The organism is Rhodococcus sp. 2H158, from assembly GCF_053764755.1.
On the sequence record NZ_JBSNCE010000035.1, the window covers coordinates 36664 to 59437 of the forward strand.

The 22774-nt window shown below is 72.4% G+C and carries 20 protein-coding genes; 12 read left to right on the forward strand and 8 right to left on the reverse strand.

Annotated features, from left to right (window positions below):
- The first annotated feature begins 42 nt into the window (after positions 1–42).
- The 6 genes from ACWPOB_RS25485 to ACWPOB_RS25510 are packed head-to-tail and all read left to right on the forward strand — an operon-like array spanning position 43 to position 5012.
- Entirely contained in the window at positions 43–1203 is a 1161-nt protein-coding gene (locus ACWPOB_RS25485; protein ID WP_100056122.1) for a 4Fe-4S dicluster domain-containing protein, read from the forward strand.
- On the forward strand, positions 1200–1661 hold the full coding sequence (locus ACWPOB_RS25490; RefSeq protein ID WP_455402517.1) for a Crp/Fnr family transcriptional regulator: 462 nt from the start codon (positions 1200–1202) through the stop codon (positions 1659–1661). Before ACWPOB_RS25485 ends, ACWPOB_RS25490 begins: the two co-directional genes overlap by 4 nt.
- Positions 1651–2511, forward strand: coding sequence for an FAD/NAD(P)-binding protein (locus ACWPOB_RS25495; protein ID WP_455402518.1), 861 nt, complete (start codon positions 1651–1653; stop codon positions 2509–2511). The genes ACWPOB_RS25490 and ACWPOB_RS25495 overlap by 11 nt, the downstream gene beginning before the upstream one ends.
- The gene (locus tag ACWPOB_RS25500; RefSeq protein ID WP_100056120.1) at positions 2511–3284 is read left to right on the forward strand and encodes an NADH-quinone oxidoreductase subunit B family protein; all 774 of its coding nucleotides are present in this window, start codon (positions 2511–2513) and stop codon (positions 3282–3284) included. Before ACWPOB_RS25495 ends, ACWPOB_RS25500 begins: the two co-directional genes overlap by 1 nt.
- Entirely contained in the window at positions 3268–4560 is a 1293-nt protein-coding gene (locus ACWPOB_RS25505; RefSeq protein ID WP_455402519.1) for a Ni/Fe hydrogenase subunit alpha, read from the forward strand. The genes ACWPOB_RS25500 and ACWPOB_RS25505 overlap by 17 nt, the downstream gene beginning before the upstream one ends.
- The gene (locus tag ACWPOB_RS25510; protein WP_100056118.1) at positions 4557–5012 is read left to right on the forward strand and encodes a hydrogenase maturation protease; all 456 of its coding nucleotides are present in this window, start codon (positions 4557–4559) and stop codon (positions 5010–5012) included. The genes ACWPOB_RS25505 and ACWPOB_RS25510 overlap by 4 nt, the downstream gene beginning before the upstream one ends.
- Positions 5013–5025: 13 nt before the next feature.
- Here ACWPOB_RS25510 and ACWPOB_RS25515 read toward each other — a convergent pair whose 3' ends face one another.
- Positions 5026–6741 carry a 3-ketosteroid-delta-1-dehydrogenase gene (locus tag ACWPOB_RS25515; RefSeq protein WP_455402520.1) on the reverse strand — a complete coding sequence of 572 codons (1716 nt, stop codon included), beginning with the start codon at positions 6739–6741 and terminating at the stop codon, positions 5026–5028.
- Between the two features lie 294 nt (positions 6742–7035).
- Between ACWPOB_RS25515 and ACWPOB_RS25520 the strand changes: the two genes are divergently transcribed.
- The 3 genes from ACWPOB_RS25520 (at position 7036) to ACWPOB_RS25530 (ending at position 9145) form a co-directional block, all read left to right on the forward strand.
- A complete protein-coding gene (locus ACWPOB_RS25520; RefSeq protein WP_455402521.1) occupies positions 7036–7425 on the forward strand; it encodes a nuclear transport factor 2 family protein in 390 nt (129 codons plus the stop codon).
- Positions 7426–7514: 89 nt separating this feature from the next.
- On the forward strand, positions 7515–8054 hold the full coding sequence (locus ACWPOB_RS25525; protein ID WP_455402522.1) for a flavin reductase family protein: 540 nt from the start codon (positions 7515–7517) through the stop codon (positions 8052–8054).
- Positions 8055–8155: 101 nt separating this feature from the next.
- Positions 8156–9145 carry an LLM class flavin-dependent oxidoreductase gene (locus ACWPOB_RS25530; protein ID WP_455402523.1) on the forward strand — a complete coding sequence of 330 codons (990 nt, stop codon included), beginning with the start codon at positions 8156–8158 and terminating at the stop codon, positions 9143–9145.
- A 114-nt stretch (positions 9146–9259) separates the two neighbouring features.
- Here the strand turns inward: ACWPOB_RS25530 and ACWPOB_RS25535 are convergent, their stop codons facing one another.
- The 4 genes from ACWPOB_RS25535 to dnaK are packed head-to-tail and all read right to left on the reverse strand — an operon-like array spanning position 9260 to position 13367.
- Complete coding sequence (locus ACWPOB_RS25535; RefSeq protein WP_006945118.1) at positions 9260–9667, reverse strand: heat shock protein transcriptional repressor HspR; 408 nt, start codon at positions 9665–9667, stop codon at positions 9260–9262.
- Positions 9667–10848, reverse strand: a complete 1182-nt coding sequence (gene dnaJ, locus ACWPOB_RS25540) for a molecular chaperone DnaJ (protein WP_455402524.1) — start codon at positions 10846–10848, stop codon at positions 9667–9669. Before dnaJ ends, ACWPOB_RS25535 begins: the two co-directional genes overlap by 1 nt.
- A 33-nt stretch (positions 10849–10881) precedes the next feature.
- Positions 10882–11526, reverse strand: coding sequence for a nucleotide exchange factor GrpE (gene grpE / locus ACWPOB_RS25545; RefSeq protein ID WP_455402525.1), 645 nt, complete (start codon positions 11524–11526; stop codon positions 10882–10884).
- Positions 11523–13367: a molecular chaperone DnaK gene (gene dnaK / locus ACWPOB_RS25550; RefSeq protein WP_455402526.1), complete on the reverse strand. Its 1845-nt coding sequence runs from the start codon at positions 13365–13367 to the stop codon at positions 11523–11525. Before dnaK ends, grpE begins: the two co-directional genes overlap by 4 nt.
- A 241-nt stretch (positions 13368–13608) precedes the next feature.
- On the opposite strand from dnaK, the gene ACWPOB_RS25555 reads away from it, so the two are divergent.
- Positions 13609–14106, forward strand: a complete 498-nt coding sequence (locus ACWPOB_RS25555) for a hypothetical protein (protein WP_455402527.1) — start codon at positions 13609–13611, stop codon at positions 14104–14106.
- Between the two features lie 168 nt (positions 14107–14274).
- A complete protein-coding gene (locus tag ACWPOB_RS25560) occupies positions 14275–15183 on the forward strand; it encodes a hypothetical protein (RefSeq protein WP_100059153.1) in 909 nt (302 codons plus the stop codon).
- A gap of 76 nt (positions 15184–15259) precedes the next feature.
- Here the strand turns inward: ACWPOB_RS25560 and ACWPOB_RS25565 are convergent, their stop codons facing one another.
- The 3 genes from ACWPOB_RS25565 to ACWPOB_RS25575 all read right to left on the reverse strand — a co-directional run bounded on the left by ACWPOB_RS25565 (position 15260) and on the right by ACWPOB_RS25575 (position 20918).
- Positions 15260–16711 (reverse strand): dynamin family protein, encoded by a 1452-nt coding sequence (locus ACWPOB_RS25565; RefSeq protein ID WP_455402528.1) that lies wholly within the window; start codon positions 16709–16711, stop codon positions 15260–15262.
- Positions 16708–18534: a dynamin family protein gene (locus ACWPOB_RS25570; RefSeq protein WP_455402529.1), complete on the reverse strand. Its 1827-nt coding sequence runs from the start codon at positions 18532–18534 to the stop codon at positions 16708–16710. Before ACWPOB_RS25570 ends, ACWPOB_RS25565 begins: the two co-directional genes overlap by 4 nt.
- Before the next feature lie 119 nt (positions 18535–18653).
- Positions 18654–20918, reverse strand: coding sequence for an IniB N-terminal domain-containing protein (locus ACWPOB_RS25575; protein WP_455402530.1), 2265 nt, complete (start codon positions 20916–20918; stop codon positions 18654–18656).
- A 246-nt stretch (positions 20919–21164) separates the two neighbouring features.
- Between ACWPOB_RS25575 and ACWPOB_RS25580 the strand changes: the two genes are divergently transcribed.
- Positions 21165–22774, forward strand: a 1610-nt coding sequence (locus tag ACWPOB_RS25580) for an Hsp70 family protein (RefSeq protein WP_455402531.1), incomplete at its 3' end; no start/stop codon positions are given.

The window sequence follows — 22774 nt, forward strand, 5'->3', positions numbered from 1 at the left end:
GGACTGCGCCGGGTCGTGACCGTTCGAATCACGGGAGCTGCCATGGGTATTGCAGATTCGCAGGCCGACCCCCCGACGCCGGCAATCCTGTCCCGCGCCCACCTCGACCGGCTGATCGAGGTGCTGCAGACCGAGGGATATCGCGTCGTCGGCCCCACCGTCCGCGACGACGCCATCGTGCTCGACGAGCTCGGGTCGGGACGAGAGCTGCCCGACGGGTGGGGCGTGTCGACCGCACCCGGGCGGTATCGGCTCCGGCGGCGCGACGACACCGCCGTGTTCGGCCATTCCGCGGGTCCGCAGTCGTGGAAGCAGTTCCTGCACCCCGCACGACAGCAACTGTGGTCGACTGCGCCGGACGGCAGTTACCGGGCCCCACCCGCGGACGAGACCCGGTACGCGTTCCTCGGCGTCCGCGGCTGCGACCTGGCCGCGATCGGCATCCTGGGCACGGTGCTGACCCGCGGCGCCCATCCCGACGGGGCCACCGCGCGACGGTTCCGCCGGCTGTTCGTCGTCGCGGTCAACTGCACCGAACCCGGCGAGGTCTGCTTCTGCGCCTCGATGGCCACCGGACCCGCCGCGGGCCCGGGGTACGACCTGGGCCTGACCGAACGCGTCGACGAGCAGGGACACCGTTTTCTCGTGGACGTCGGGACCGACGAGGGCGCCCGCATCCTGGACCTGCTCCCCCACCGTGACGCCACCGCGGACGAGACCACCGGGGCCCGCAACGCGGTGGCGGCGGCCGGCGACCGGATGGGACGGAGCATGCCCGAGGTCGACCTGCGGGCGATGCTCCGCGACGCCCGCGAGGCGGACGTCTGGGAGGATGTCGCCGATCGCTGCCTGACCTGCGGAAACTGCACGATGGTGTGCCCCACCTGCTTCTGTACGTCGACGGAGGACGTCACCGACCTCGCCGACGGGCACGCCGGCAGGTGGCAGCACTGGGCGTCCTGTTTCGAACCGGACTTCTCCTACATCCACGGCGGTGACGTCCGGGCGTCCGGCCGGAGCCGGTACCGGCAGTGGATCTCGCACAAGCTCGGCACCTGGCACGACCAGTTCGGCAGCTCGGGATGTGTCGGCTGCGGCCGCTGCATCGACTGGTGCCCGGTCGGCATCGACATCACCGCGGAAGCGGCCCGCCTCACCGGCGCGCTCGCCACCCACGACGACGAGACGGACGGGCACCGATGACGACCCCACCGCTCGACGGCATCCGGGCCCTGGCGGGGCTGGGCCCGGAGGCGCGGGATCGGATCGCCGCGCTCGCCCACCCGGTCCGCTTCGCCGCCGGGGAGCACGTCTTCCACGAGGGCGGCGAGGCGCGCAGTTGCTGGCTGCTCCAGGAGGGCCGGGTGGATCTGTACACGGTGGTGCCCGGCCGCGGCCCGGTCACCCTCGACACCTTCGTCGACGGTGACGTCCTGGGATGGTCGTGGGTGACGCCGCCCCACCGCTGGCACTACGGGGCCGTCGCGGCCGCTGCGACCTCGGCTCTGGAGGTGGACGCCGCGGCGCTGCAGGCGCTGAGCGAGGCCGACGCCGAGTTCGGATACACGGTGATGCGGGCCCTGTTCGGGGCGCTCCTGGAGCGGTTGCAGGCCACCCGGGCGCGACTGCTGGACCTGTATGCGGGTTCCGATGTTCGGTGACCTCGCGCACGACACCGCAGCGGCGCCGGGCGCGCCGATGCTGCCCAGCGCCCACCGGGTTCGCTCGCGGACCGTCGAGACCGCCGATGCGGTGACACTGTCGCTGGCCCCGCTGGGGGCGCCGCGACCGCGGTTCCGGCCCGGGCAGTTCATGATGCTCTACGCCCCCGGGGTCGGCGAGATCGCGATCTCGGTCAGCGGGGATCCCACCGACACGACCGGGGAGCTGGTCCACACCGTACGGAAGGTGGGTGCGGTGAGCCGGGCCCTGCACGACGCCGAGCCCGGCGCGATCGTCGGCGTGCGCGGTCCGTTCGGGGTGGGCTGGGACCTTAAGTCGTGCACCGGCCGGGACCTGGTGATCGTCGCCGGCGGGGTGGGTTTGGCCGCGGTGCGGGCCGCCGTTCTCGGCGCGGTGGCCGCGCGCGACGACTTCCGGCGCGTCGTGCTCGTGGTCGGAGCACGCCGGCCGGCCGAGATCCTGTATCGGCGCGAGCTACAGGACTGGGCCGACGGCGGCGTGGAGGTCCGGCTGACGATCGACCAGCCGGTGCAGGGCTGGTCCGGGTCCGTCGGATTCGTCACCGAGCCGCTGAGCCGGCTCACCCTCGATCCCGGACGGACGACGGCACTGCTGTGCGGGCCGGAGGCGATGATGCGGTTCTCGGCCCGGGTGCTGCTGGGCAAAGGGATTCGGCCCCCGGATATCCGGGTCTCGCTGGAACGGAACATGCAGTGCGGGATCGGGCTGTGCGGGCACTGCCAGCTCGGCGAGATCCTGCTCTGCCGGGACGGCCCGGTGCTGGATTACGCGGTGGCCGGACCGCTGCTGCACGTACGGGAGCTGTGATGGACAGGCCGAAGCTCGCGGTGTGGAAGTTCGCGTCGTGCGACGGATGTCAACTGTCCGTGCTGGACTGCGAGGACGAGCTGCTCGCGCTGTCGGGTGCGGTGCAGATCGCCCATTTCCTCGAGCTGTCGAGCGCCGTCGACGACGGCCCGTACGACCTGTCGCTGGTCGAGGGCTCGATCACCACCGCTGCGGACGTCGCGCGCATCCACCGGGTCCGGGAGCGGTCCCGGACCCTCGTCACGATCGGCGCGTGCGCAACCGCCGGCGGTATCCAGGCGTTGCGCAACTTCGCCGACGTCGCCGAGTTCACCTCGATGGTCTACGCCCACCCGGAGTACATCGAGACCCTGGCGACGTCGACGGCGATCGCGGCGCACGTGCCGGTCGACTTCGAGTTGCGCGGCTGCCCGATCGACCGGCGCCAGTTGCTCGAGGTGATCACCGCGTTCCTGGCCGGCCGCCGGCCGAACATCCCGAACACCAGTGTGTGCACCGAATGCAAGCGCCGGGGGTTGACCTGCGTGATGGTCGCCGACGGCACGCCCTGCCTGGGCCCGGTGACCCACTCCGGCTGCGGCGCCCTGTGCCCGGCGCAGTCGCGCGGCTGCTACGGTTGTTTCGGGCCGACGGCCGACCCCAACATCGCGTCGCTGGCCGGGTGGCTGCGCACGTGCGGCATGAGCGACGACGACATCGACCGCGCCTTCGCGACGTTCAACGTCGGCGCCCCCGCACTCGCCGAGAGGCACCGCCGTGAGCGGGAGCCGTAGAGAGCTGACGGTCCGTGCTCTCGCCCGCGTCGAGGGCGAGGGCAGACTGAACGTGTCGGTGCGCGACGGGCGGGTGCAGCGCGCGGAGCTGAACATCTACGAGCCGCCACGGTTCTTCGAGTCGTTCCTGCGGGGAAGGGATTTCCGCGAGCCTCCGGACATCACCTCCCGGATCTGCGGGATCTGCCCCGTCGCCTATCAGGTCAGCGCCTGCAATGCGCTGGAGCAGGCCTGCGGGGTCGAGCTCGACGAGCCGGTGCTGAACCTGCGCCGCCTGCTCTACTGCGGCGAGTGGATCGCCAGCCACGTGCTGCACATCTACTTCCTGCACGCCCCCGACTTCCTCGGCCTTCCCGACGCGATCGCCCTCGCCGAGCGTCATCGGAGCGCGCTCGAACGCGGGCTGGCCCTGAAGAAGGCCGGCAATGCGATCCTCGAGCAGATCGGCGGACGACCCATCCACCCGGTCAACGTGCGGATCGGCGGTTTCTATCGCGCGCCGACGCGCACGGAACTCGCCCCGCTCGCCGAGCGGCTGCGCCGCGCCCTCGACGACGCGCTCGACACGGTCCGCTGGGTGGCCGGGTTCGACTTTCCCGATCTCGATCTCGATCACGACCTGCTCGCCCTGCACCGGCCGGACCGCTATGCCATCGAGGACGGGCAGATCCGGTCGTCGACCGGATCCTCCTTCGCCGCAGCACAGTTCCCGGACCATGTGGTCGAACACCAGGTTCCGCACTCGACGGCCCTGTACGCGCGGCTCGACGGGCGCCGGTATCTGACCGGACCCCTGGCCCGATACACCCTGAACTCCGCGCAGCTGTCGGACACCGCACGACAGTCGGCACACGCGGCGGGACTGGGGGTGGAATGCCGTAACCCGTTTCGCAGCATCGTTGTTCGCGCCGTCGAGACCGTCTATGCGGTGGAGGAGGCGCTCCGCCTGATCGCCGGGTACGAGCGTCCCGGCCGGCCCGGCACCGAGGTCGCCGCCCGCGCCGCGATCGGGCACGGCGTCAGCGAGGCACCGCGGGGACTGCTGTATCACCGTTACGAGCTCGGCGACGACGGTCTGATCCGCTCGGCCGTGATCGTCCCCCCGACCTCCCAGAACCAGGCTGCCGTCGAACACGATCTGCGCACGCTGATCGCCGGCCACCTGAAGCTGTCCGATGCCGATCTGACGTCGCTGTGCGAACGGGTGATCCGCAACTACGACCCGTGCATCTCGTGTGCCACACACTTCCTCGACCTCACGATCGACCGCGGGTGATCGCGACGAACTTCGTGGTGATCGGCGTCGGCAACGAGTACCGCCGCGACGACGGCGTCGGGCCCGCGGCGGCCCGGGAGGTCGGCCGGTCCCGGCCCGGATGGCGGGTCCTGATCTCCGACGGCGAGCCGACGGCAATGCTGGACGCGTGGGCCGGGACGCGGTTGGCGGTCGTCGTCGACGCTACCGTCGGCACCGGTCCGCCCGGCGCGATCCGGCGTCACGAGATCGGGGATGCGAGCCTCGCCCGCCGCTCGCGACACGCCGGGTCGCACAGCCTCGGCCCCGCCGAGGCGTGGGCGCTGAGCCGGATCCTGGGCGCCGACCCGGGTCGGGTCGTGGTCTACACCCTCGAGGTGGCGGAGGTCGGTTACGGCGTCGGCCTGACGCCCGCCACCGCCGCGGCACTGCCCGCCGTGGTGCGGGCAGTGATCGACGAATGCGAGCGGTAACGCCGTTGCCGAGTCATCCGTTCGCGGGAACGGCCGCCTTCGCGGCGTCCTGCGCGGCGATGTACCCGAACACCAGACCCTGACCGATCGTCGCCCCCGCACCCGGGTACGTGTTGCCGAACGCGTTCGCGGCGGTGTTGCCGATCGCGTAGAGACCGTCGATCACACTGCCGTCCTCGCGCAGCACCCGCGCCCGCTCGTCGGCCTGCACGCCACCGCACGTGCCGAGGTCGCTCAGCGTCATCTTCACCGCGTAGAGCGGCCCTTCGGTCAGCGGCCGCAGGTTCGGGTTCGGCTCGACGGTCGGATCGCCGTAGTAGCGGTCGTATGCGCTTCGCCCACGCCCGAATTCGGAGTCCGTTCCCGACGTGGCGTCGTCGTTGAACCGGCGGAAGGTCTCGGCGAAGGCGCTCTCCGGCACCCCCATCGAGCGCGCCAGCTCGACCGGATCCGTGGCCCGGTGCGCAATGCCCGCCTTGTACCAGGAGCCCGGGATGGGCTGGCGCGGGAACAGCCCCGCCGCGAACAGGTAACTGTTGCGGTATTTCTGGTCGAAGACGATCCACATCGATTCGACCGGGTCGCCGGCCCGTTCCCGCTCGAGGATCCGCTGACCGAACGACATGTAGTCCGAGGACTCGTTGGTGAACCGGCGGCCCGTGTGGTCCACGATGAACGAGCCCGGCAGGGACCGCTCCGCCAGCATCACCAGCGGCGGCTTGCCCGGGGCCGTCGGCGCGACGGCGGGGAACCACCATGCCTGGTCCATCAGGTCGAGGCCGGCGCCCACCTCCTGGGCGACCTTGATCGCATCGCCGGTGTTGCCTTCGGCGCCGAGGCTCTCGTTGTCGGCGAGCATGTCGGACTGGAACTTCCGTCGCATGGCCATGTCGTGGTCGAACCCGCCGGCCGCGAGGACCACACCGCGACGGGCGGTCACGGTCACCTCACGGCCGCTCTGTTCGAGGACGGCACCGGTCACCCGATCGCCCTCGGTGACCAGCCGCACCAGCGACGTCTCGGTCCAGACGGGGATGCCGGCCCGCAGCACCCCCGCGAACAGGCCTGCGGCGATCGCCTGCCCGCCGGCGACGTACTGCCGGCCGAGCGCGAGGCCGCCCACGCCCTGCGCCAGCCGCCGGAAGATGCGCGGGAATCCCTTGAGGGGAACCCGCATCATGAGGTTGAGCCACTTGTAGTCGGCACCGGTGGTGGGCATCGGCAGCCCCGCCTCCATCAGACCGGGGCGCAACCGTCCGCGCTCGTCGCCGAGCACCGACGTGTCGAACGGCCGGCACTCACAGGTACGTCCGACCGCGGCGCCGCCCGGCTGCTCCGGGTGGTAATCGGCGTAACCCTTGGCCCAGAAGAACTTCATCGGCGTGGTACGCCGGAGCATCTCGACGGTCGCGGCGCCGTGATCGACGAACGCCTCGCCGCGCTCGGCCGGCGCCGAGCCGTCGACCACCGACCGCACGTAGGTGTGGCCCCGCTCGGGGGTGTCGCCCGAACCGGCCTCGCGCAGCACCGGGTTGGCGGGCACCCAGAACGCGCCGCCGGAGCGGGCGGTGGAGCCACCGACGTAGCTGGTCTTCTCCACGATCAGCGCCGACAGGCCGAGTTCGCGCGCGGTGAGCGCGGCGGCCATACCGGTGCCGGACCCGATCACCAGCAGATCCACGGTGGTGTCGTGGGCGGGGGTCACGGCCGGTACGGGACTCGTCGCCATTTCGAATTCTCCTTCACATCGTCGCTGCCTGGTCGGGTCGCGCCTCGGACCCGAGGCGACCCACTGCACGCATGCCCGACGACGCTAGGACAGTTCCACCACGCCGGCGGGCGGGTTCCCGCCCACCGGGACGCAGACCGGCGTCGGTGGGCGCGTTCGCCACCAGCCCACGGCACCGCGCGCAGACGCGCTCCCGCAACCTCCCGATGCGTGGGACGACGACCCCGACCGGGTCCACGGTGCCGCTAGCGTCGACTCGTCTCGCGACGAGCCGTCGATCCCACAGGAGCAGCCATGACCACGTCCGGCACCGTCACGCACGCCGAACGCATCCGCGCCACCGTCGTCGCGTATCTGGCGGCCGTCGCCGACGGCAGCGGCGCCGACATCGCAACCCTGTATGCGGATGACGCCACACTCGAGGACCCGGTCGGCTCCGCGCCGAGGACCGGACGGGCGGCGATCGCCGAGTTCTACCGCGCACTCGAGGGCTCCCGGCGCGCGACCGAACTGCTGGCGCTGCGGGTAACCGGGTCGTGCGCGGCGTTCCACTTCCGGGTCGTCACCGAGACCGGGGGCCGGGTGTACGAGATCGAGCCGATCGACGTGATGACCTTCGACGACCAGGCCCGGATCACGAGCATGCGCGCCTACTGGGCGCCGTCGGACATGCGGCAGCGCTGAAGGCACCGGCACGGTCCGCCGGACGCCGGTCGCAACCCGCCGCCGGAATGACGGACACTGGAGAGATACCGAACGGCGAGAGGAACCTTATGAGCGCGGAACACACGGTGCTCGATCCCCGGACGATGCGCGACGTGCTGGGCAACTTCTGTACCGGCGTCACCGTCGTGACCGGCCACGACGGCCGCGAACCGCTGGGTTTCGCGTGCCAGTCGTTCGCGTCGGTGTCCCTGGATCCGCCGCTCGTGTCGTTCTGCCCCGCCCGCACGTCGCGGACCTGGCCGAGGATCCGGCAGATCGGCACCCTCGCGATCAACGTCCTGGCCCACGACCAGCGCGACACGTGCATGGCGTTCGCCGTCAGCGGCGGCGACAAGTTCACCGGCGTGGACTGGACGCGCGGCGACAACGGCGCGCCCGCCCTCGCGGGCGCGCTGGCCCGCATCGAGGCCACCGTCGAGGCCGAGCACGACGCCGGCGACCACACCATCGTCGTCGCGCGTGTGACGGGGCTGACCGCGCTGCACGACGACGGACCGCTGTTGTTCTACCGCGGCGGCTTCGGCAGGTATGCGGGCGAGACGCTCCTCGATCCCCGCACCGCCACCGACGTGAACCCGGTGCGGTGAGCGGCGAGGCGCACGTCACGGAATAGTGGACCGGCCGGTGTGGTTGGACCGATCGTGTGCCCGGATCCCGAACCCGGGCCCCGGACACGCGAAGGATCCAGGTGACCACACCACTATCGATTCTCGACCTGGCTCACATCGGCCGCGGCGAAACCGCGCGCGACAGCTTCGCCGCGAGCGTGGACATGGCGCAGCGCGCCGAGCGGTGGGGCTACCGCCGCATCTGGTACGCCGAACACCACAACATGCCGACCATCGCCTCGTCGGCCACCAGCGTGCTGATCGCGCACGTCGCCGCCCACACGTCCACGATCCGGCTCGGCGCCGGGGGCATCATGCTGCCCAACCACTCGCCGCTGACCATCGCCGAGCAGTTCGGCACCCTCGAGACGCTGCATCCCGGCCGCATCGACCTCGGTCTCGGCCGCGCGCCCGGCAGCGACCAGAACACCCTGCGGGCGTTGCGCCGCGACCCGTCGTCGGCCGACAGCTTCTCGCAGGACGTGCTCGAGCTGCAGGGCTACCTGCGCGGCACGTCGCGCATTCCCGGCGTCGACGCCGTCCCCGGCAAGGGCACCGACGTGCCGCTGTACATCCTCGGCTCGTCGCTGTTCGGGGCGAAACTCGCCGCGCTGCTCGGCCTTCCGTACGCGTTCGCGTCGCACTTCGCGCCGCAGGCGCTCGAGGACGCCGTCGCGCTGTACCGGCGCGAGTTCCAGCCGTCCGAGCAGCTCGCCGAGCCGTACGTCATCGCGGGCGTCGGCGTGATCGCCGCGGACACCACCGACGAGGCGAATGCACTGTTCGAGGCCACCAAGCGACAGCGCATCCGGCAGATGCTCGGCCGCGGCCGCACCTTCACCGACGACGAGGTCGAGATGCTGCTCGACGCCCCCGCCGGGCAGCAGGTGCTGCAGATGCTGAGGTACACCGCCGTCGGCACCCCGGCCGAGGCGCGCGCCTACCTCGACCGCTTCACCGAGCGCGCGCAGGCCGACGAGCTGATCGTGGTGTCGTCGGCGCCCGGACGCAAGGCGTGGCTGCGTTCGCTCGAACTGCTCGCCGACGTCAGCGGGCTCGTCCCGGCCTGAACGGCCCGTGACCGCCCTGAACGGCCGAATGTCACATCGTGTCGATCTGATCGACACGATGTGACATTCGGCCACAACGGTATTGGGTGACCGAGGCCGCAGGGGGCCGCGCGTCTACCTGTCGCGCTGGTGCTTCGGCTTCCAGACCACCAGCGCGTTGCTGCGCGGCACCGGCACCAGTGCCCGGCGCGACGCGTGCAGTTGCGCGATCTCGGCTGCCATCTCGGACAGCCGCTGCTGCAGGGCCTCGACCTGATTGGTCAGCTCGATGATCCGCTTGATGCCCGCGAGGTTCACGCCCTCGTCCTGCGACAGGCGCTGCACCTCACGCAGCAGCGCGACGTCGCGCGGGGAGTAGCGGCGCCCGCCGCCCCGTGTGCGGTGCGGGGTGACGAGGCCGAGCCGGTCGTAGTTGCGCAGCGTCTGCGCGTGCATGCCGGCCAGTTCCGCCGCCACCGAGATCACATAGACCCGGGCGTCCGGGTCCATCGGCGAATCGTGCCGGTTGCGGTTCTCGCTCATCAGGCACCTGCCCAGCCCGCCCGCGGATCGAAGCCGCTCGCCTGCTCCGCGTGCATGTAGATCCGCAGTGCGTCGATCGCCTGGTCGTCGAGGTTCTGGGGCACGGCCACCTTGACGGTCACCAGCAGGTCGCCGGCGCCGCCCCCGCGCTTGGGGACGCCGCGCCCGCGTACCCGCAGCACCCGACCGTCGGCCGTACCGGCCGGGATCTTCAACCCGACCCGGCCCTCCAGGGTGGGTACCGAGACGGTGGTGCCGAGCACCAGCTCGCCGTAGCTGACCGGCAGCACCAGCGTCAGGTCGTCGCCGTCGCGGCCGAACACCCTGTCGGCGCGCACGTGCACGGTGACGAACAGGTCGCCGGGCGGGGCGCCGCGCAGTCCGGCCTCGCCCTGACCGGCCAGCCGGATGCGCTGACCGTCCCGGACCCCGGGTGGGATCCGCACCGTGATGGTGCGCGTGCGGTTCTGGATGCCGCTGCCGCGACAGTCCGTGCAGGGGTCGTCGATGATCGACCCGGTGCCACGACAGTCGTCGCACGGCTCGGAGAACCCGAACGCACCCTGGTTGCGCGAGACGATGCCACTTCCGTTGCAGCGCGGGCACACCCGCGGGCTGGTGCCGGGACGGGCACCACTGCCGTGGCAGGTGGTGCACGGCGCCGGGCTGGTCAGCCGCAGCGGGACGGTGACACCGAGGGCCGCGTCGCGGAAGTCGAGCGTGGTCTCGGCGTCCACGTCGGACCCGCGCCGGGGCCGCGACGTGGTGCGCGCGCCACCGCCGCCGGCCCGGTTGAACAGGCCGCCGAACAGGTCGCCGAGACCGGCGTCACCGGCCCCACCCCCGCCGCCACCGAACAGGTCACCGAGATCGAAGGTGGTGGTGCCGCCGGAGAACCCGCCGCTACCGGCGCCGGGACGGAACCCGCCGCCGAAGCCGCCGGAGGCGAACAGCTGCCGGGTCTCGTCGTACTCCTTGCGCCTGGCCGGATCGGACAGCACGGCGTACGCCTCGCTGACCGCCTTGAAGCGCTCCTCCGTCTGGGTGTCGCCGGGGTTGGCGTCGGGATGCAGGTCCCGCGCCAGCTTGCGGTAGGCCTTCTTGATGTCGTCGGCCGACGCGTCGGAGGAGACACCCAGCTCCTTGTAGAAGTCCTTCTCGATCCACTCCCTCTGGCTCACCGGGCGTCTCCTCCTCTCGCTGTTTCCCTGTACTTACTCGTTGTCCGCACCGGAGGCCGGCTTTTCCGCCGGTGCGTCGCCCGACGGGACCGCGTCCGTCACGGTCACCATCGCGTGCCGCAGGATCCGCTCACCGAGCCGGTATCCCTTGCGCAGCACCGTGTCGAGCACCGGGCTGGCGCCGTCGCCCTCCATGTGCACGGCCTCGTGGATCTCCGGGTCGAAGGCGTCGCCCTCGTCGCCGAAGGGCTGGAGCCCCAGGCCCGACAGGACGCCGTTCAGCTTGTCCGCCACCGACTTCAGCGGCCCCTGCTCGAGGTCGCCGTGGGCGCGGGCCCGGTCGAGGTCGTCCACGACGTCGAGCAGCTGGGTGACCACCGAGGCCTTGGCCGCCTCGGTCGTGACCACCCGCTCGCGCTCCACGCGACGCCGGTAGTTGGCGTACTCCGCGGTGAGGCGCTGCAGGTCCGCCGTGCGCTCGGCCAGCTGAGCCGACTCGGGCGACGGTTCGGCCGCGAGCGCGGCCTCCTCGTGTTCTCCCGCAGCCGGAGCCTCGGTGTCCGCACCGCCGACGGACTGCGACCCGGTCTCCGGGTCGCGAACCTCGAAGGTGTCGGGGTCGATCCGACGCTTGTCGGTGACGGTCACCGGCTCCTGCTCGGGCTTCTCCGTCGTCACTTCTTCTCCGAGTCGGTCGGCTCGTCGACGACCTCGGCGTCGACGACGTTGTCCGAGCCGGCAGCCGCGCCGTCACCGGCGGCAGCACCCGCGTCGGCGGCCTGCGACTCGTACAGGGATTGACCGAGGGCCTGCGACTCCGTCGCGAGCTTCTCGACGGCGGTCTTCACCGCGGCGATGTCCGTGCCGGCGAGGGCGTCCTTGGTTTCCTTGATCGCGGCCTCGACCTTGCTCTTGGCGTCGGCGGCGACCTTGTCCCCGTTCTCCTGGAGGAACTTCTCGGTCTGGTGCACGAGCGACTCGGCCTGGTTGCGGACCTCGGCCTCCTCGCGACGCTTGCGGTCCTCCTCGGCGTGCGCCTCGGCGTCCTTGATCATCCGGTCGATCTCCTCCTTGGAGAGGCCGGAGCCCTCCTGGATCTTGATCGTGTTCTCCTTGCCGGTGCCCTTGTCCTTCGCCGTGACGTGCACGATGCCGTTGGCGTCGATGTCGAAGGTCACCTCGATCTGCGGGACGCCGCGCGGAGCCGGGGCGATGCCACCGAGTTCGAACGAGCCGAGCAGCTTGTTGTGCGCCGCGATCTCACGCTCACCCTGGAAGACCTGGATCTGCACCGACGGCTGGTTGTCGTCGGCCGTGGTGAAGGTCTCGGAGCGCTTCGTCGGAATGGTGGTGTTGCGCTCGATGAGCTTGGTCATCACGCCACCCTTGGTCTCGATGCCGAGGGACAGCGGGGTGACGTCGAGCAGCAGCACGTCCTTGACCTCGCCCTTGAGGACGCCGGCCTGCAGGGCGGCGCCGACGGCGACGACCTCGTCCGGGTTCACGCCCTTGTTGGGCTCACGGCCACCGGTCAGCTCGCGCACCAGGTCGGTCACGGCGGGCATGCGGGTCGAGCCGCCGACCAGGACGACGTGGTCGATGTCCTTGACGGCGATGCCGGCGTCCTTGATGACCTGCTGGAACGGCGCGCGGGTGCGGTCGAGCAGATCCGAGGTGATCTTCTGGAACTCGCTGCGCGAGAGCTGCTCGTCGAGGAACAGCGGGTTCTTGTCCGCGTCGACCGTGATGTACGGCAGGTTGATGGACGTCGACTGCGAGCTCGACAGCTCGATCTTCGCCTTCTCCGCGGCCTCGCGCAGACGCTGCAGGGCCATCTTGTCCTTGGTCAGGTCGACGCCGTGCTGTGCCTTGAACTTCTCGACCAGCCAGTCGACGACGCGCTGATCCCAGTCGTCGCCACCGAGGTGGTTGTCACCGGAGGTCGCGCGGACCTCGACGACGCCGTCGCCGATCTCGAGCAGGGACACGTCGAAGGTGCCGCCACCGAGGTCGAAGACCAGGATGGTCTGTTCCTTCTCGCCCTTGTCCAGGCCGTAGGCCAGGGCCGCAGCAGTGGGCTCGTTGACGATGCGCAGCACGTTCAGGCCGGCGATCTGCCCGGCCTCCTTGGTGGCCTGCCGCTGCGCGTCCTCGAAGTAGGCGGGGACGGTGATGACGGCGTCGGTGATCTCCTCACCGAGGTAGGCCTCCGCGTCGCGCTTCAGCTTCATGAGCGTGCGCGCGCTGATCTCCTGCGAGGTGTACTTCTTGCCGTCGATCTCCACGGTCCAGTCGGTGCCGATGTGACGCTTGACCGAGCGGATGGTGCGGTCGACGTTGGTGACCGCCTGGTTCTTGGCGGGCTGGCCGACCAGCACCTCGCCGTTCTTGGCGAAGGCGACGACCGACGGGGTAGTGCGCGATCCCTCGGAGTTGGCGACCACTACGGGCTCGCCGCCCTCCAGAACGGAAACGACGGAGTTGGTGGTTCCGAGGTCGATACCGACCGCTCGAGCCATAGTGTTTCTCCATTCTTCGCTGCGGCACACCGGTGTGCCGCATAGGTGTCCTTGCACAACCTGAGCCGGATCGGCTCAGCTGAGCGCAGTCGACTCAAGCTTGCACCGGCCCGGAATCCCGAGTCAAGTCAAAGTTGAGTCTGCAACGCTCAAGTTGTCTGCTTCCTCCAACGGCAGACCACCCCGCGATGTTCCTTTTGTGACTCGGATCACAAGAATTGCGGGAGGCTACGATCCCGGGGTGAGCACGCGCCCGCAGCCGCCCCGCCCGGAGTTCTCCGTCACCCCGCTGCACCCCACCGACTCCCCCGGACCGCGCGTCGGCGCCGCGGTCTCGGCCTGGGTCCTGTCGTTCGTCGTCTTCGCCGGACTGCTCGGCGCCGTCCTCCTCGACCGCGAACCCGTCCGGGACGCCCTCGAACAATCGCTGCGCAGCGCCAACCCCGGCACCACCGCCGAGAGCATCGCCGACACCGTCGCCCTCACCCTCGCCGGTTTCGCCGCCGCCGGCCTGCTCCTCGTCCTGCTCGCCGTCGTCTTCCTCGAACTCCTGCGCCGCGGCCACCCCCGGGCGCGCCTCGCGCTCGCCGTCGTCTCCGCCGCCACCGTCGTCACGGCCGTCGCCGCCCGCAGCGTCCTCGCCGACGCCGGCGACGCCACCGCCGGCGTCCTGCTGTGGGCTCCCCTGCTCTGGGCCGGGCTCGCCGTCGTCGGCGCCGTCGCGGCCCGGCGTCGCTGACGTCGCCGCTCGTCGCGCACGAAAGTGCCCGTTGCGCGCGTTCTTACGCGCGCAAGCCGCACCGACGCGCGCAAGGAGTTGTCCACAACCAGCACCTTCATCCACAGATCCGGCCCGCACGTCGCCGAGTGCGCGCGATCGACGGATGTCCACCCCACTCTGGTCGGTATGAACGACCCGACACCACTGCGGCGCTCGGCCCTGATCGCTTCCGGACACACGCCTGCCGAACTACGCAACGCCCTGCGTACGGGACGACTGCGGAGGATTGCGCCCGGCATCTATCTCCGCCGGGACGACACCGACGGCCTCGACGACGTGGACCGGCATCGGCTCCGCCTGCGGGCCGTGGCCCCCTCTCTGTACACCGACGCGGTGTTCAGCCACGTCTCGGCCGCCGTCCTCCACGGCTTCGACGTGTGGAACGTGGATCTCTCCCGCGTGCACGTCACCCGTAAGCGCACGTCGGGCGGCCGCCGAACCCCGAATCTGCACGTCCACGTCGGCGGCTACACCGCCGACGAGATCGACACGTGCGACGGGCTGCCGGTCACCTCCGCTGCCCGCACCGTCGTCGATCTCGCCCGCACCCTGCCCGCGGACCGAGCCGCGGTGATCGGTGACTCGGCGCTGCGGTTGCACTCCGTCGACGACGGCGCGCTGTCCGTCGCGCTGGCAGCTGCGGGGACGAAGGCCGGTGTCGCCTCTGCACGGCGTGTGGTGGCCTTTCTGGACGGGCGCAGCGAGAGCCCGGGCGAATCCCTCAGCAGACTGCGGATGCGCGACGCCGGAATGCCCCGACCGCAGCTACAGCACGAGCTGCGCACGGCCGACGGTCGATTCGTCGCTCGCACCGACTTCTACTGGGAGGGAATCGTCGGCGAGTTCGACGGCATGGGCAAGTACGGTGCCGACGAGCCCGGCGTGACCGCCGAGATCGTCCGCCGCGAGAAGCTGCGGGAGGACGCCATCCGGCAGCTCGGTCTGGAGGTGATCCGGTGGACGTGGCCGGATCTGTTCCGCTTCCATGTCGTGCAGGCTCGGTTCGAGCAGGCGGCGCAGCGGGCACGACGTTGAGAACCACCGGGCCTTGCGCGCGAAACTGCTTCCTGCGCTGGTTCTTACGCGCGCAGGAAGCACCGTCGCGCGCGGATCAGCCTGCGACGTCAGCGAGGATGCCTTCCCCGCTGCGCGCCGCCACGCCGCACGCGTTCGCGGTGAACCGGTCGAGCAGGGGATGCTCGGCGCGGGCACGCCAGGCGCGGACGGCGGCGACGCCGGCGGCGTGGATCTCCGCGGCGGTCGCGTCCGGCCCGAGGCCCAGCCGCTGGGCAGGGCCGATGCCGAAACCGCCGATCAGCCGCTGCAGTTCGAGCAGGTCGTTCTCGCTCAGCGCGACCCGGGTCGAGCGCAGGCGGCCGAGCAGGCGCAGCTCGGTGAAGCCGTGGACGTCGGCGAGCAGCCGCTGCACCGAGGCGAGCAGCGGGCCGTCGCGGTGGGCGCGCAGGACCCGTTCGAGCGACATCAGCGCCGAATGCGCCTTGAGCTGATCGGCGCGCTGGCCGAACTGCACGTCGATCACCTGACGCAGTTCGTCGAGCCCGCTGCGCGCCACCAGTTCCGCGGCCAGCGTCGGCGAGTCCCGCACCCCGAGATGGATCAGCGTGACGGCCAAGCGGATCCCGAACAGGCCGAACCGGTCGACCAGGTGCGCCCGCGTCCCCGGATCGACAGGCAGCGCGATGTCGGGGCGGGCGAACCGATCCGCCGACAGCATCGCCACCTGGAGATCCTGCGACGGCACCTGCGCGAGCGCCTCGAACGCGGCGAACTCGCTCTGCCGCAGCGTCCGCGCGCCCAGCGCGAGCAGCCCCGCGACCGGCACGACGGCCTGGCACAGTCCGGTGCGCTCGAGCTCGCCGGCGAACCGGGCCGCGACCTCCTTGGCGGACATCATCGCGTCCATGCGGCCGGCGCCGACCTCGTCGGCGCGGGAGACCACGCCGATCACGCCGAGCGGACCGGACTCGCCGCCCACGTGCTGGCCGATCCGGCCGAGGAACTGCACATCGGCGGCACCGAGGGTGCGCATCAGGTAGACGACGGCGTCGGCGCCGGACGCTTCGTCGTCGGGGGTCAGCAGCTCGAATGTCCGGGCCGAGACGTCCTGTGACAGCGACGACGTGCCCGGAGTGTCGATGATCGTGGTCTGGGCGAGCGCGCTGGCCGGCCACTCCACGTCGATGCGGTCCACCCGCTCCGCGGTCAGCTCGCCGAGGTCGAAGGTGAGCCGGCCGTCGCGGCGCTGCACCGGCACCGGGAGGATCCGGTCGCCGTCGTAGCGGGCGGTGACCGACGGGGTGGAGCCGCTGCGGTACCACGTGACGACGCGCGTGCACTCGGTGGCGTCGGTGGGGGCGATGTCCTGCCCGACGAGGGCGTTGAGCAGCGTCGACTTGCCGGCCTTGAGTGAGCCGGCGAGCGCGACGCGCAGCGGCTGCTCGAGCCGCGCCGCACACAGCGCGAGCTGCTCGGCGGCGCGCGGGTCGCCGCCGTACCGGGCACGCGCGTGGGCGACGAGCTCGCGGGCCTGTTCGACGCTCACGCGTCGGCCCCGGCCAGCTGCGCGGCCCGCTCGCGGAGGGTCGTCAGCGCACGCACGTGCGTCTCGAGTTCGGCGATGCGGCGCTGGCGCTGCGCCTCCTCGACCGTCGCGGCCTCCTGCGCGGCGCGCAGCGACTCGGACAGCGACCGCAGCGTCTGCTCGGCCAGCTCGGTGAAGTGGTCGCGCAGCTGGCGCTGGATCAGCCGGAGCCGGTCCTTCGACTCCTTGCCCACCTGGAAGCCGACGTCGTCGGTGAACTTGCGGACGGCGACCTTGGCGTCGGCGCGGCGCTTGGCGATGCGCGCCTGCTTGTCGTCGCGATAGGCCTTGGTGCCGAGCACAACTCCCGCCCCGACGGAGATCGGGTTGACCAGCGCCATGCCCATGAGCGTGGTGATGAGCCCGAACATGAGCACGCCGCCGTAGGAGCCCTTCATTCCCACGAGCATCTTCTGGCCGACGCCGATGCGGCCCGACTCGAGGTCCGAGAGCCGGGAGACGGGCTCGAGCAGCCCCTCGAGGTCGCCGAGGCGCAGATCCGGCAGGTCCACCGCGCCGCTGTCGGCGAAGTGCCGGGCGACGACCTCCGCGAGCCACACCGAACGTTCGTGGGCCCACACGAAGTTGTCGCCGACGGATTCGGCGACCTGCTCGCCCAGCCATTCCCCGATCCGCGGCCATTCCTCCCCGGGGTCGCATTCGTCGACGGTGGCCTCCGCCTCGCGGGTGACCCGGCGCAGCCGGTCCCGCAGGTCGTGGTCGATGTCGGCGGCGAGGTCGGCGATGCCGTCGGCCAGGGTCTGCTGCCACTGGGCGGCCCGGGTGCGCAGCGCCTCCGCAGCGGTCTTGGCGCGCTGCAGTTCCGCGACGGCCGCCGCACCGGTCTCGGGGTCGCGCAGCGCCGCGAGCTCGCTGCCCAGGCCGAGCGCGACGTGCTCGACGACCGACTTCACGTCCAGCGCGACGGACCGCCGGGCGGCGTCGGCGCCGCGTGCGACGACCCGCTCGCGGAGGAACCCGTACACCGATTCGAAGCCCGACTCCTCGTGCAGCGACGCGTCGTCGAGGCGCAGGGCGTGGCTGCGCAGCAGCGACGAGACGGGTAGCAGGGGCACGTCGAGGCCGGCGCGCTGCAGGTGCCCGCGGTCGGCGGCGACGATCTCGCGCCAGTGCGGGTACAGGTCCGTCTTGGTGATCAGCACCGCCGCGGCCGGGCACAGCTGCAGCACCTGCCGAAGGAAACTCAGCTCCGGCTCGGTGAATTCCTGGCTGGCGTCGGAGACGACGAACACCGCGTCGGCCGCCGGAAGCAGACCCAATGTTGCTGCGGCGTGCGGGTTTCCGTGCCCGCCGACACCGGGGGTGTCGACGAGGACGAGACCGTCGGCGAGCAGCGGGCTCGGCACGTTCACCTCGAGCCGCAGCACGTCCCGGCCGCCCGCGCGCGGCGTGCCGGGCGTGACGCGCTGCAGCTCGTCGATGGGCAGGTCCACCCGGACGGGATCGCGACCGGGCTCGGCGAGCACAAGTTCGGCGAAGGTGCGGTCGGCGTTCTGCACGACGGTGGGCACGGCGGTGGTCTCGTCGTCGCCGACCGAGCACACCTCGAGGTTGAGGAGCGAGTTCACGAACTGGCTCTTGCCCTGTTTGAGCTGGCCGACGACGACGACCCGCAGCCGGGGGTCGACGACGCGGGTGCGCGCCGCCTCGAGCCTGGCGGCGAGGTCACCGCGCTCGGCGGCGCGGATGTGTTCGGCGGCCGCGTCGATCAGTTCGACGAGGGCCGCGCGGCGAGCGGCGGCATCTGCGGACGACGTGTGCATGGTGATCGCTTCGACTCGCCTTCTGTCGGAGTGCGGGCTGCACCGAGATTATGTCCTCCGCGACGAACGCCGGCCCCGCGTGGTGCACGCGGGGCCGGCGCCGGGTCCGTGCGGTGAGGTCAGCCGAGGAAGGTGTCGAAGTCGGAATCGGTGCCGGTGCCGGCGCCGGCGTCGATCCCGCCGTGCAGATCGGCGTCGGCACCGGTTTCGGCGGAACCGAACAGGCCGCCGGTGCCGCCCGCGCTGCCGAAGACGTCGCCGGCGTCGATGGACGACCACGCGTCCGTCGTGCCGTCGACGGCTCCCGAGAGCTGGCCGCCGAGCTGCGAGGTGCCCTCGGCCGCGCCGCCGATGCCCGCACCGAGCGCACCGCCGGCGTCGGTGGCTCCCTCGAGCCCGCCCGTGACGGCGCCGCCGACCTGCGACGCGCCACCCGCGGCGCCTTCGAGGCCGCCGCTCAGGCTGCCGCCCAGGTCGGTCGCACCGTCCAGGCCGCCCGCCAGGCCACCGGTCAGCCCGCCGCCCAGGTCCGCGGCACCCTCCAGGCCACCGGTCAGGCCGCCGCCGAGCCCCGCACCGAGATCCGCGGCGCTCCCGAGCCCGCCGGTCAATCCACCGGCCAGGTCCCCGCCCAGGTCCGCGGCCCCGTCGAGACCGCCCGTCAACCCACCGGCCAGCCCGCCGCCCAGCTCCGCAGCCCCGTCGAGACCGCCCGTCAACCCACCGGCCAGCCCGCCGCCCAGGTCCGCGGCCCCGTCGAGACCGCCGGTCAGTCCACCGGTCAGGCCGCTGCCGAGTCCGGCGCCGAGGTCAGCGACGGTATCCAGTCCCCCGGACACGCCGCCGGTGAGACCGCCGACCGCTTCGCCGCCGCCGGCGAGCTGCCCGCCGAGGTCGAGCGCGCCGTCGAGGGCGTAGCCGAGCTGGCCGGTCAGGTCCGCGTCGGCGCCGAGACCGCCGCCGATGGTGGTGGCCAGCTGGGAGCTCAGGTCCACGGTGGAGTCGAGCGTTCCGCCGAGGCCGGCCTCGAACACCCCACCCAGCGCCGAACCGAGGTTCGCGCCGGCTTCCCCGCCGACGGAGAACGCGGAGCCGAGCACCGCGGAGAGGGTGCCGTCGGCGCTCGATTCGACGGTCGTCGACAGGTCGAGCGCGACGTTGAGGGCGTTGCCGAGTTCGAGGGTGGCGGAGTTCTCGAGGCCGAGCGCGCCGCCGAGGAGGCCGCCGACCGCGGTGCCGAGGTCCACGCCGCCGGAGGCGTCGCCGCCGAGGAGGGCGCCGAGGTCGATGCCGCCGGCGAGCCCACCGTCGGCACCGCCCTCGAGTACGGCGCCGAGGGTGCCACCGAGATCACCGGCGACGGAGCCGCCCGCCTCGAGCAGCGCGGACAGGGAGGCTCCGAGGCCGGCGGTCACGCCGGCGACGGCGTCGAGACCGCCGCCGAGGTCCAGGCCGCCGGCGAGCCCGGTACCGACCTCGAGCACGGATTCGAGGGCGCCGCCGAGCTGTCCGGCGAGTTCGGTGCCCAGGCCCAGCGTGCCGCCGAGGGTCGCGCCGACGGCCGTCGCGAGGTCCGCGCCACCGGCGAGGGCCGCCTCGACCGCGGTGGAGAAGCCGCCGCCCGCGGCGAGCGCGGTGTCGAGCAGACCGCCCAGCGCCCCACCGAGCTCACCGCCGAGATCACCGCCGACGCCGAAGGCGGCCTCGAGCGCACCCGACAGGTCCAGAGCGGTCCCGGCCGTCGCGCCGAGCGCCGCGTCGAGCGCGGCACCGAGGTCCGCGACGACGCCGGTCGCGGCGTCGAGCCCGAGGCCGCCGGCGAGGGCGCCGGAGAGGGCCGCGCCCAGGTCCAGGTCACCCGTCAGGTCGAGCGCACCGGAACCGATGCCGCCGAGGGCACCGCCGAGCGTGCCGCCCGCGCCGAGGGCCGCTCCGAACGCCGCACCGAGCGCGGCACCGAGATCGCCGCCGAGTTCCAGGGCCGCGCCCAGCGTGCCGGCGAGATCGGCGGCCAGCTCGGCCGCAAAGTCGGTGTCGAGGCCGAGACCGCCGCCGAGGCCGCCGCCGACGGCACCCGCCAGGCCGAGGCCCGCCCCGCCGGCGAGACCGAGACCCGCGCCGCCGGCCAGGCCACCGGCGGCACCGGCACCGATCGCGCCGGCCGCACCCGCCGCCCCACCGAGCGCCGCGGTCAGCTCGGCGGCCGTCCCCGCGAACAGTCCACTGTCGGCGACCAGGGGCGCGACGGCGACGATGTCGGCGTGGCACACGTCGGCGAGCCCGGCCTGGGCCAGGGCGGCGTCGGGGTTCGCGCAGTAGCGGGCGAGGGCCTCTTCGTCGCGCAGCAGGCTGAGGATGAAGTCGAGCACAGCGTTGGTGGACATCGCATCTCCTGAGGTCGGTGTTCTGCGATTCACGCTACGAACGGCCCGTCCCCCGCCCAAGGGGGCGGAGTCCCCCATCGGTCCGGGGCCCGTACGGGGGCGGGGGTTAGGGGATCGGGACGGATAGGGGGATCGCCCCCGCGCCGGGGCCGAAGGTCTCGAATCGGGCTAACGACATCGTGTCCGATTACGACATCCAACGCGACACGGCGGATCCGTCCGCCCCGACCAGGGGAGCGAAACGACATGGCAACAGGACTCGGAGTCACGATCGGTTCGGCGGACTCGGTGGCGGCCACCGCGTTCGATCGCGCCGACACGTACCGCCCGGTCGTCCTGTCCCGCGCCAGCGAGCTGCACCTTCCCCCCGACGACGCGCCGCACCTCGGTCGTCGTGCGGCCGCGCCGGGTTCGCTGGTGTTCACCGACTTCGTGCGCCGGGTCGGGGATCCGGTCGGTGTGCTCGCCGACAACGGGGCGTCGTACTCCGGGGAGGACCTCACCGCCACGGCGATCGGCTGCCTGGTGCACGAGGCGTCGCGCGACCTGCCGGAAGCGCCCACGATCACGGTGGCGCATCCGGCGCCGTGGGCCGGCTACACCGTCGATGCGCTGCGCGATGCGCTGTCGCGGGCCGGTCTGCCCGACGTGACGCTGATGCCCGAACCCGTCGCCGCGGTGCGCTGGCTCGACGCCGCCCAGGGCCCCCTCGGCGACGGCGTGGTCGTCGTCTACGACCTCGGCGCCCGCACTCTCGATGTCTCGGTGCTGCGCACCGGCGCCGAGCCGGTGCTCCTCGGCCGCCCGATCGGCAGCGAGGACGTGTGCGGCGGTCACCTCGACCACCTGGTCACCACCCACCTGCTGGACACCGTGCGCGACGACGTCCCCGACTTCGATCCGTTCGCCGCCCCCATGACGGCGGCGCTGGCCGAGCTGCGTGCCCGCGCGTCGGCCGCGAAGGAACGGCTGTCGACCGACACCGAGACGGTCGTCGCGATCGACCTGCCCGGCGTGCGGCGGGACGTGCGTCTCGTCCGCGACGAGTTCGAGGAACTCGCCCGCGGCCCGCTGCAGGCGTCGATCGCGCTGGTGCACGAGGCGCTGCGCGGCGCCGGGGTCGAGCCGTCCGACGTGGGGCGGGTGCTGCTCACCGGTGGCGGCGGCGCGATCCCCTTGGTCGCCGAGCTGATCTCGGCGGAGCTGGGCATTCCGGTGGTTGCCGGCCCGCGGCCCGCCCACACCGCCGCCCTCGGGGCGGCCCAGCCGCCGACGGTGAGCTCTGCGGCGGCCCAGCCGCCGACGGTGAGCTCTGCGGCGGCCCAGCCGCCGACGGGTAACTCCGCGGCCGCGGCGACCGTCACCCCGCCGGCGGACGACGAGGTGCCCACCACCGCGCTGCCCGTGACGATCCTGCACGACCGGCCGACCGAGACGGTCTCGCCGGTTCGCCCGGCGATCGTCCCGGTCCCGGCCCCGGCCGCCGCTGCGGCGGCTCCGGCGCCCTCCCGTTCGCGGCGCTACGCGCTCGCCGGGGCCGCGGCCGCTGCGCTCGTCGTGCTCGGCGCGGGTGGTCTCGCGATGGGCACGCTCGGCACTTCCGACGCCTCGGAGACCGGTGCGGGCGTCTCCACCTCCGCGACCGTCCCGGGCGCGACCCCGGCCTCGACGGGGGGCCCGGCGACGACCGCGACCACCGGGGCCGGCACGAGCGGCACCACCCCGGGTGCGGCACCGGGCACCCAGGCCGCGGCCACGGCGGCAACACCCGGGGCGCCGGGCACCGTCGCCCCCGCCGGGAGCGTTCCCGTCGGCACCACCGCGCCCGGTGCGGCGCCGGGAGCGCCGGCCCCCGG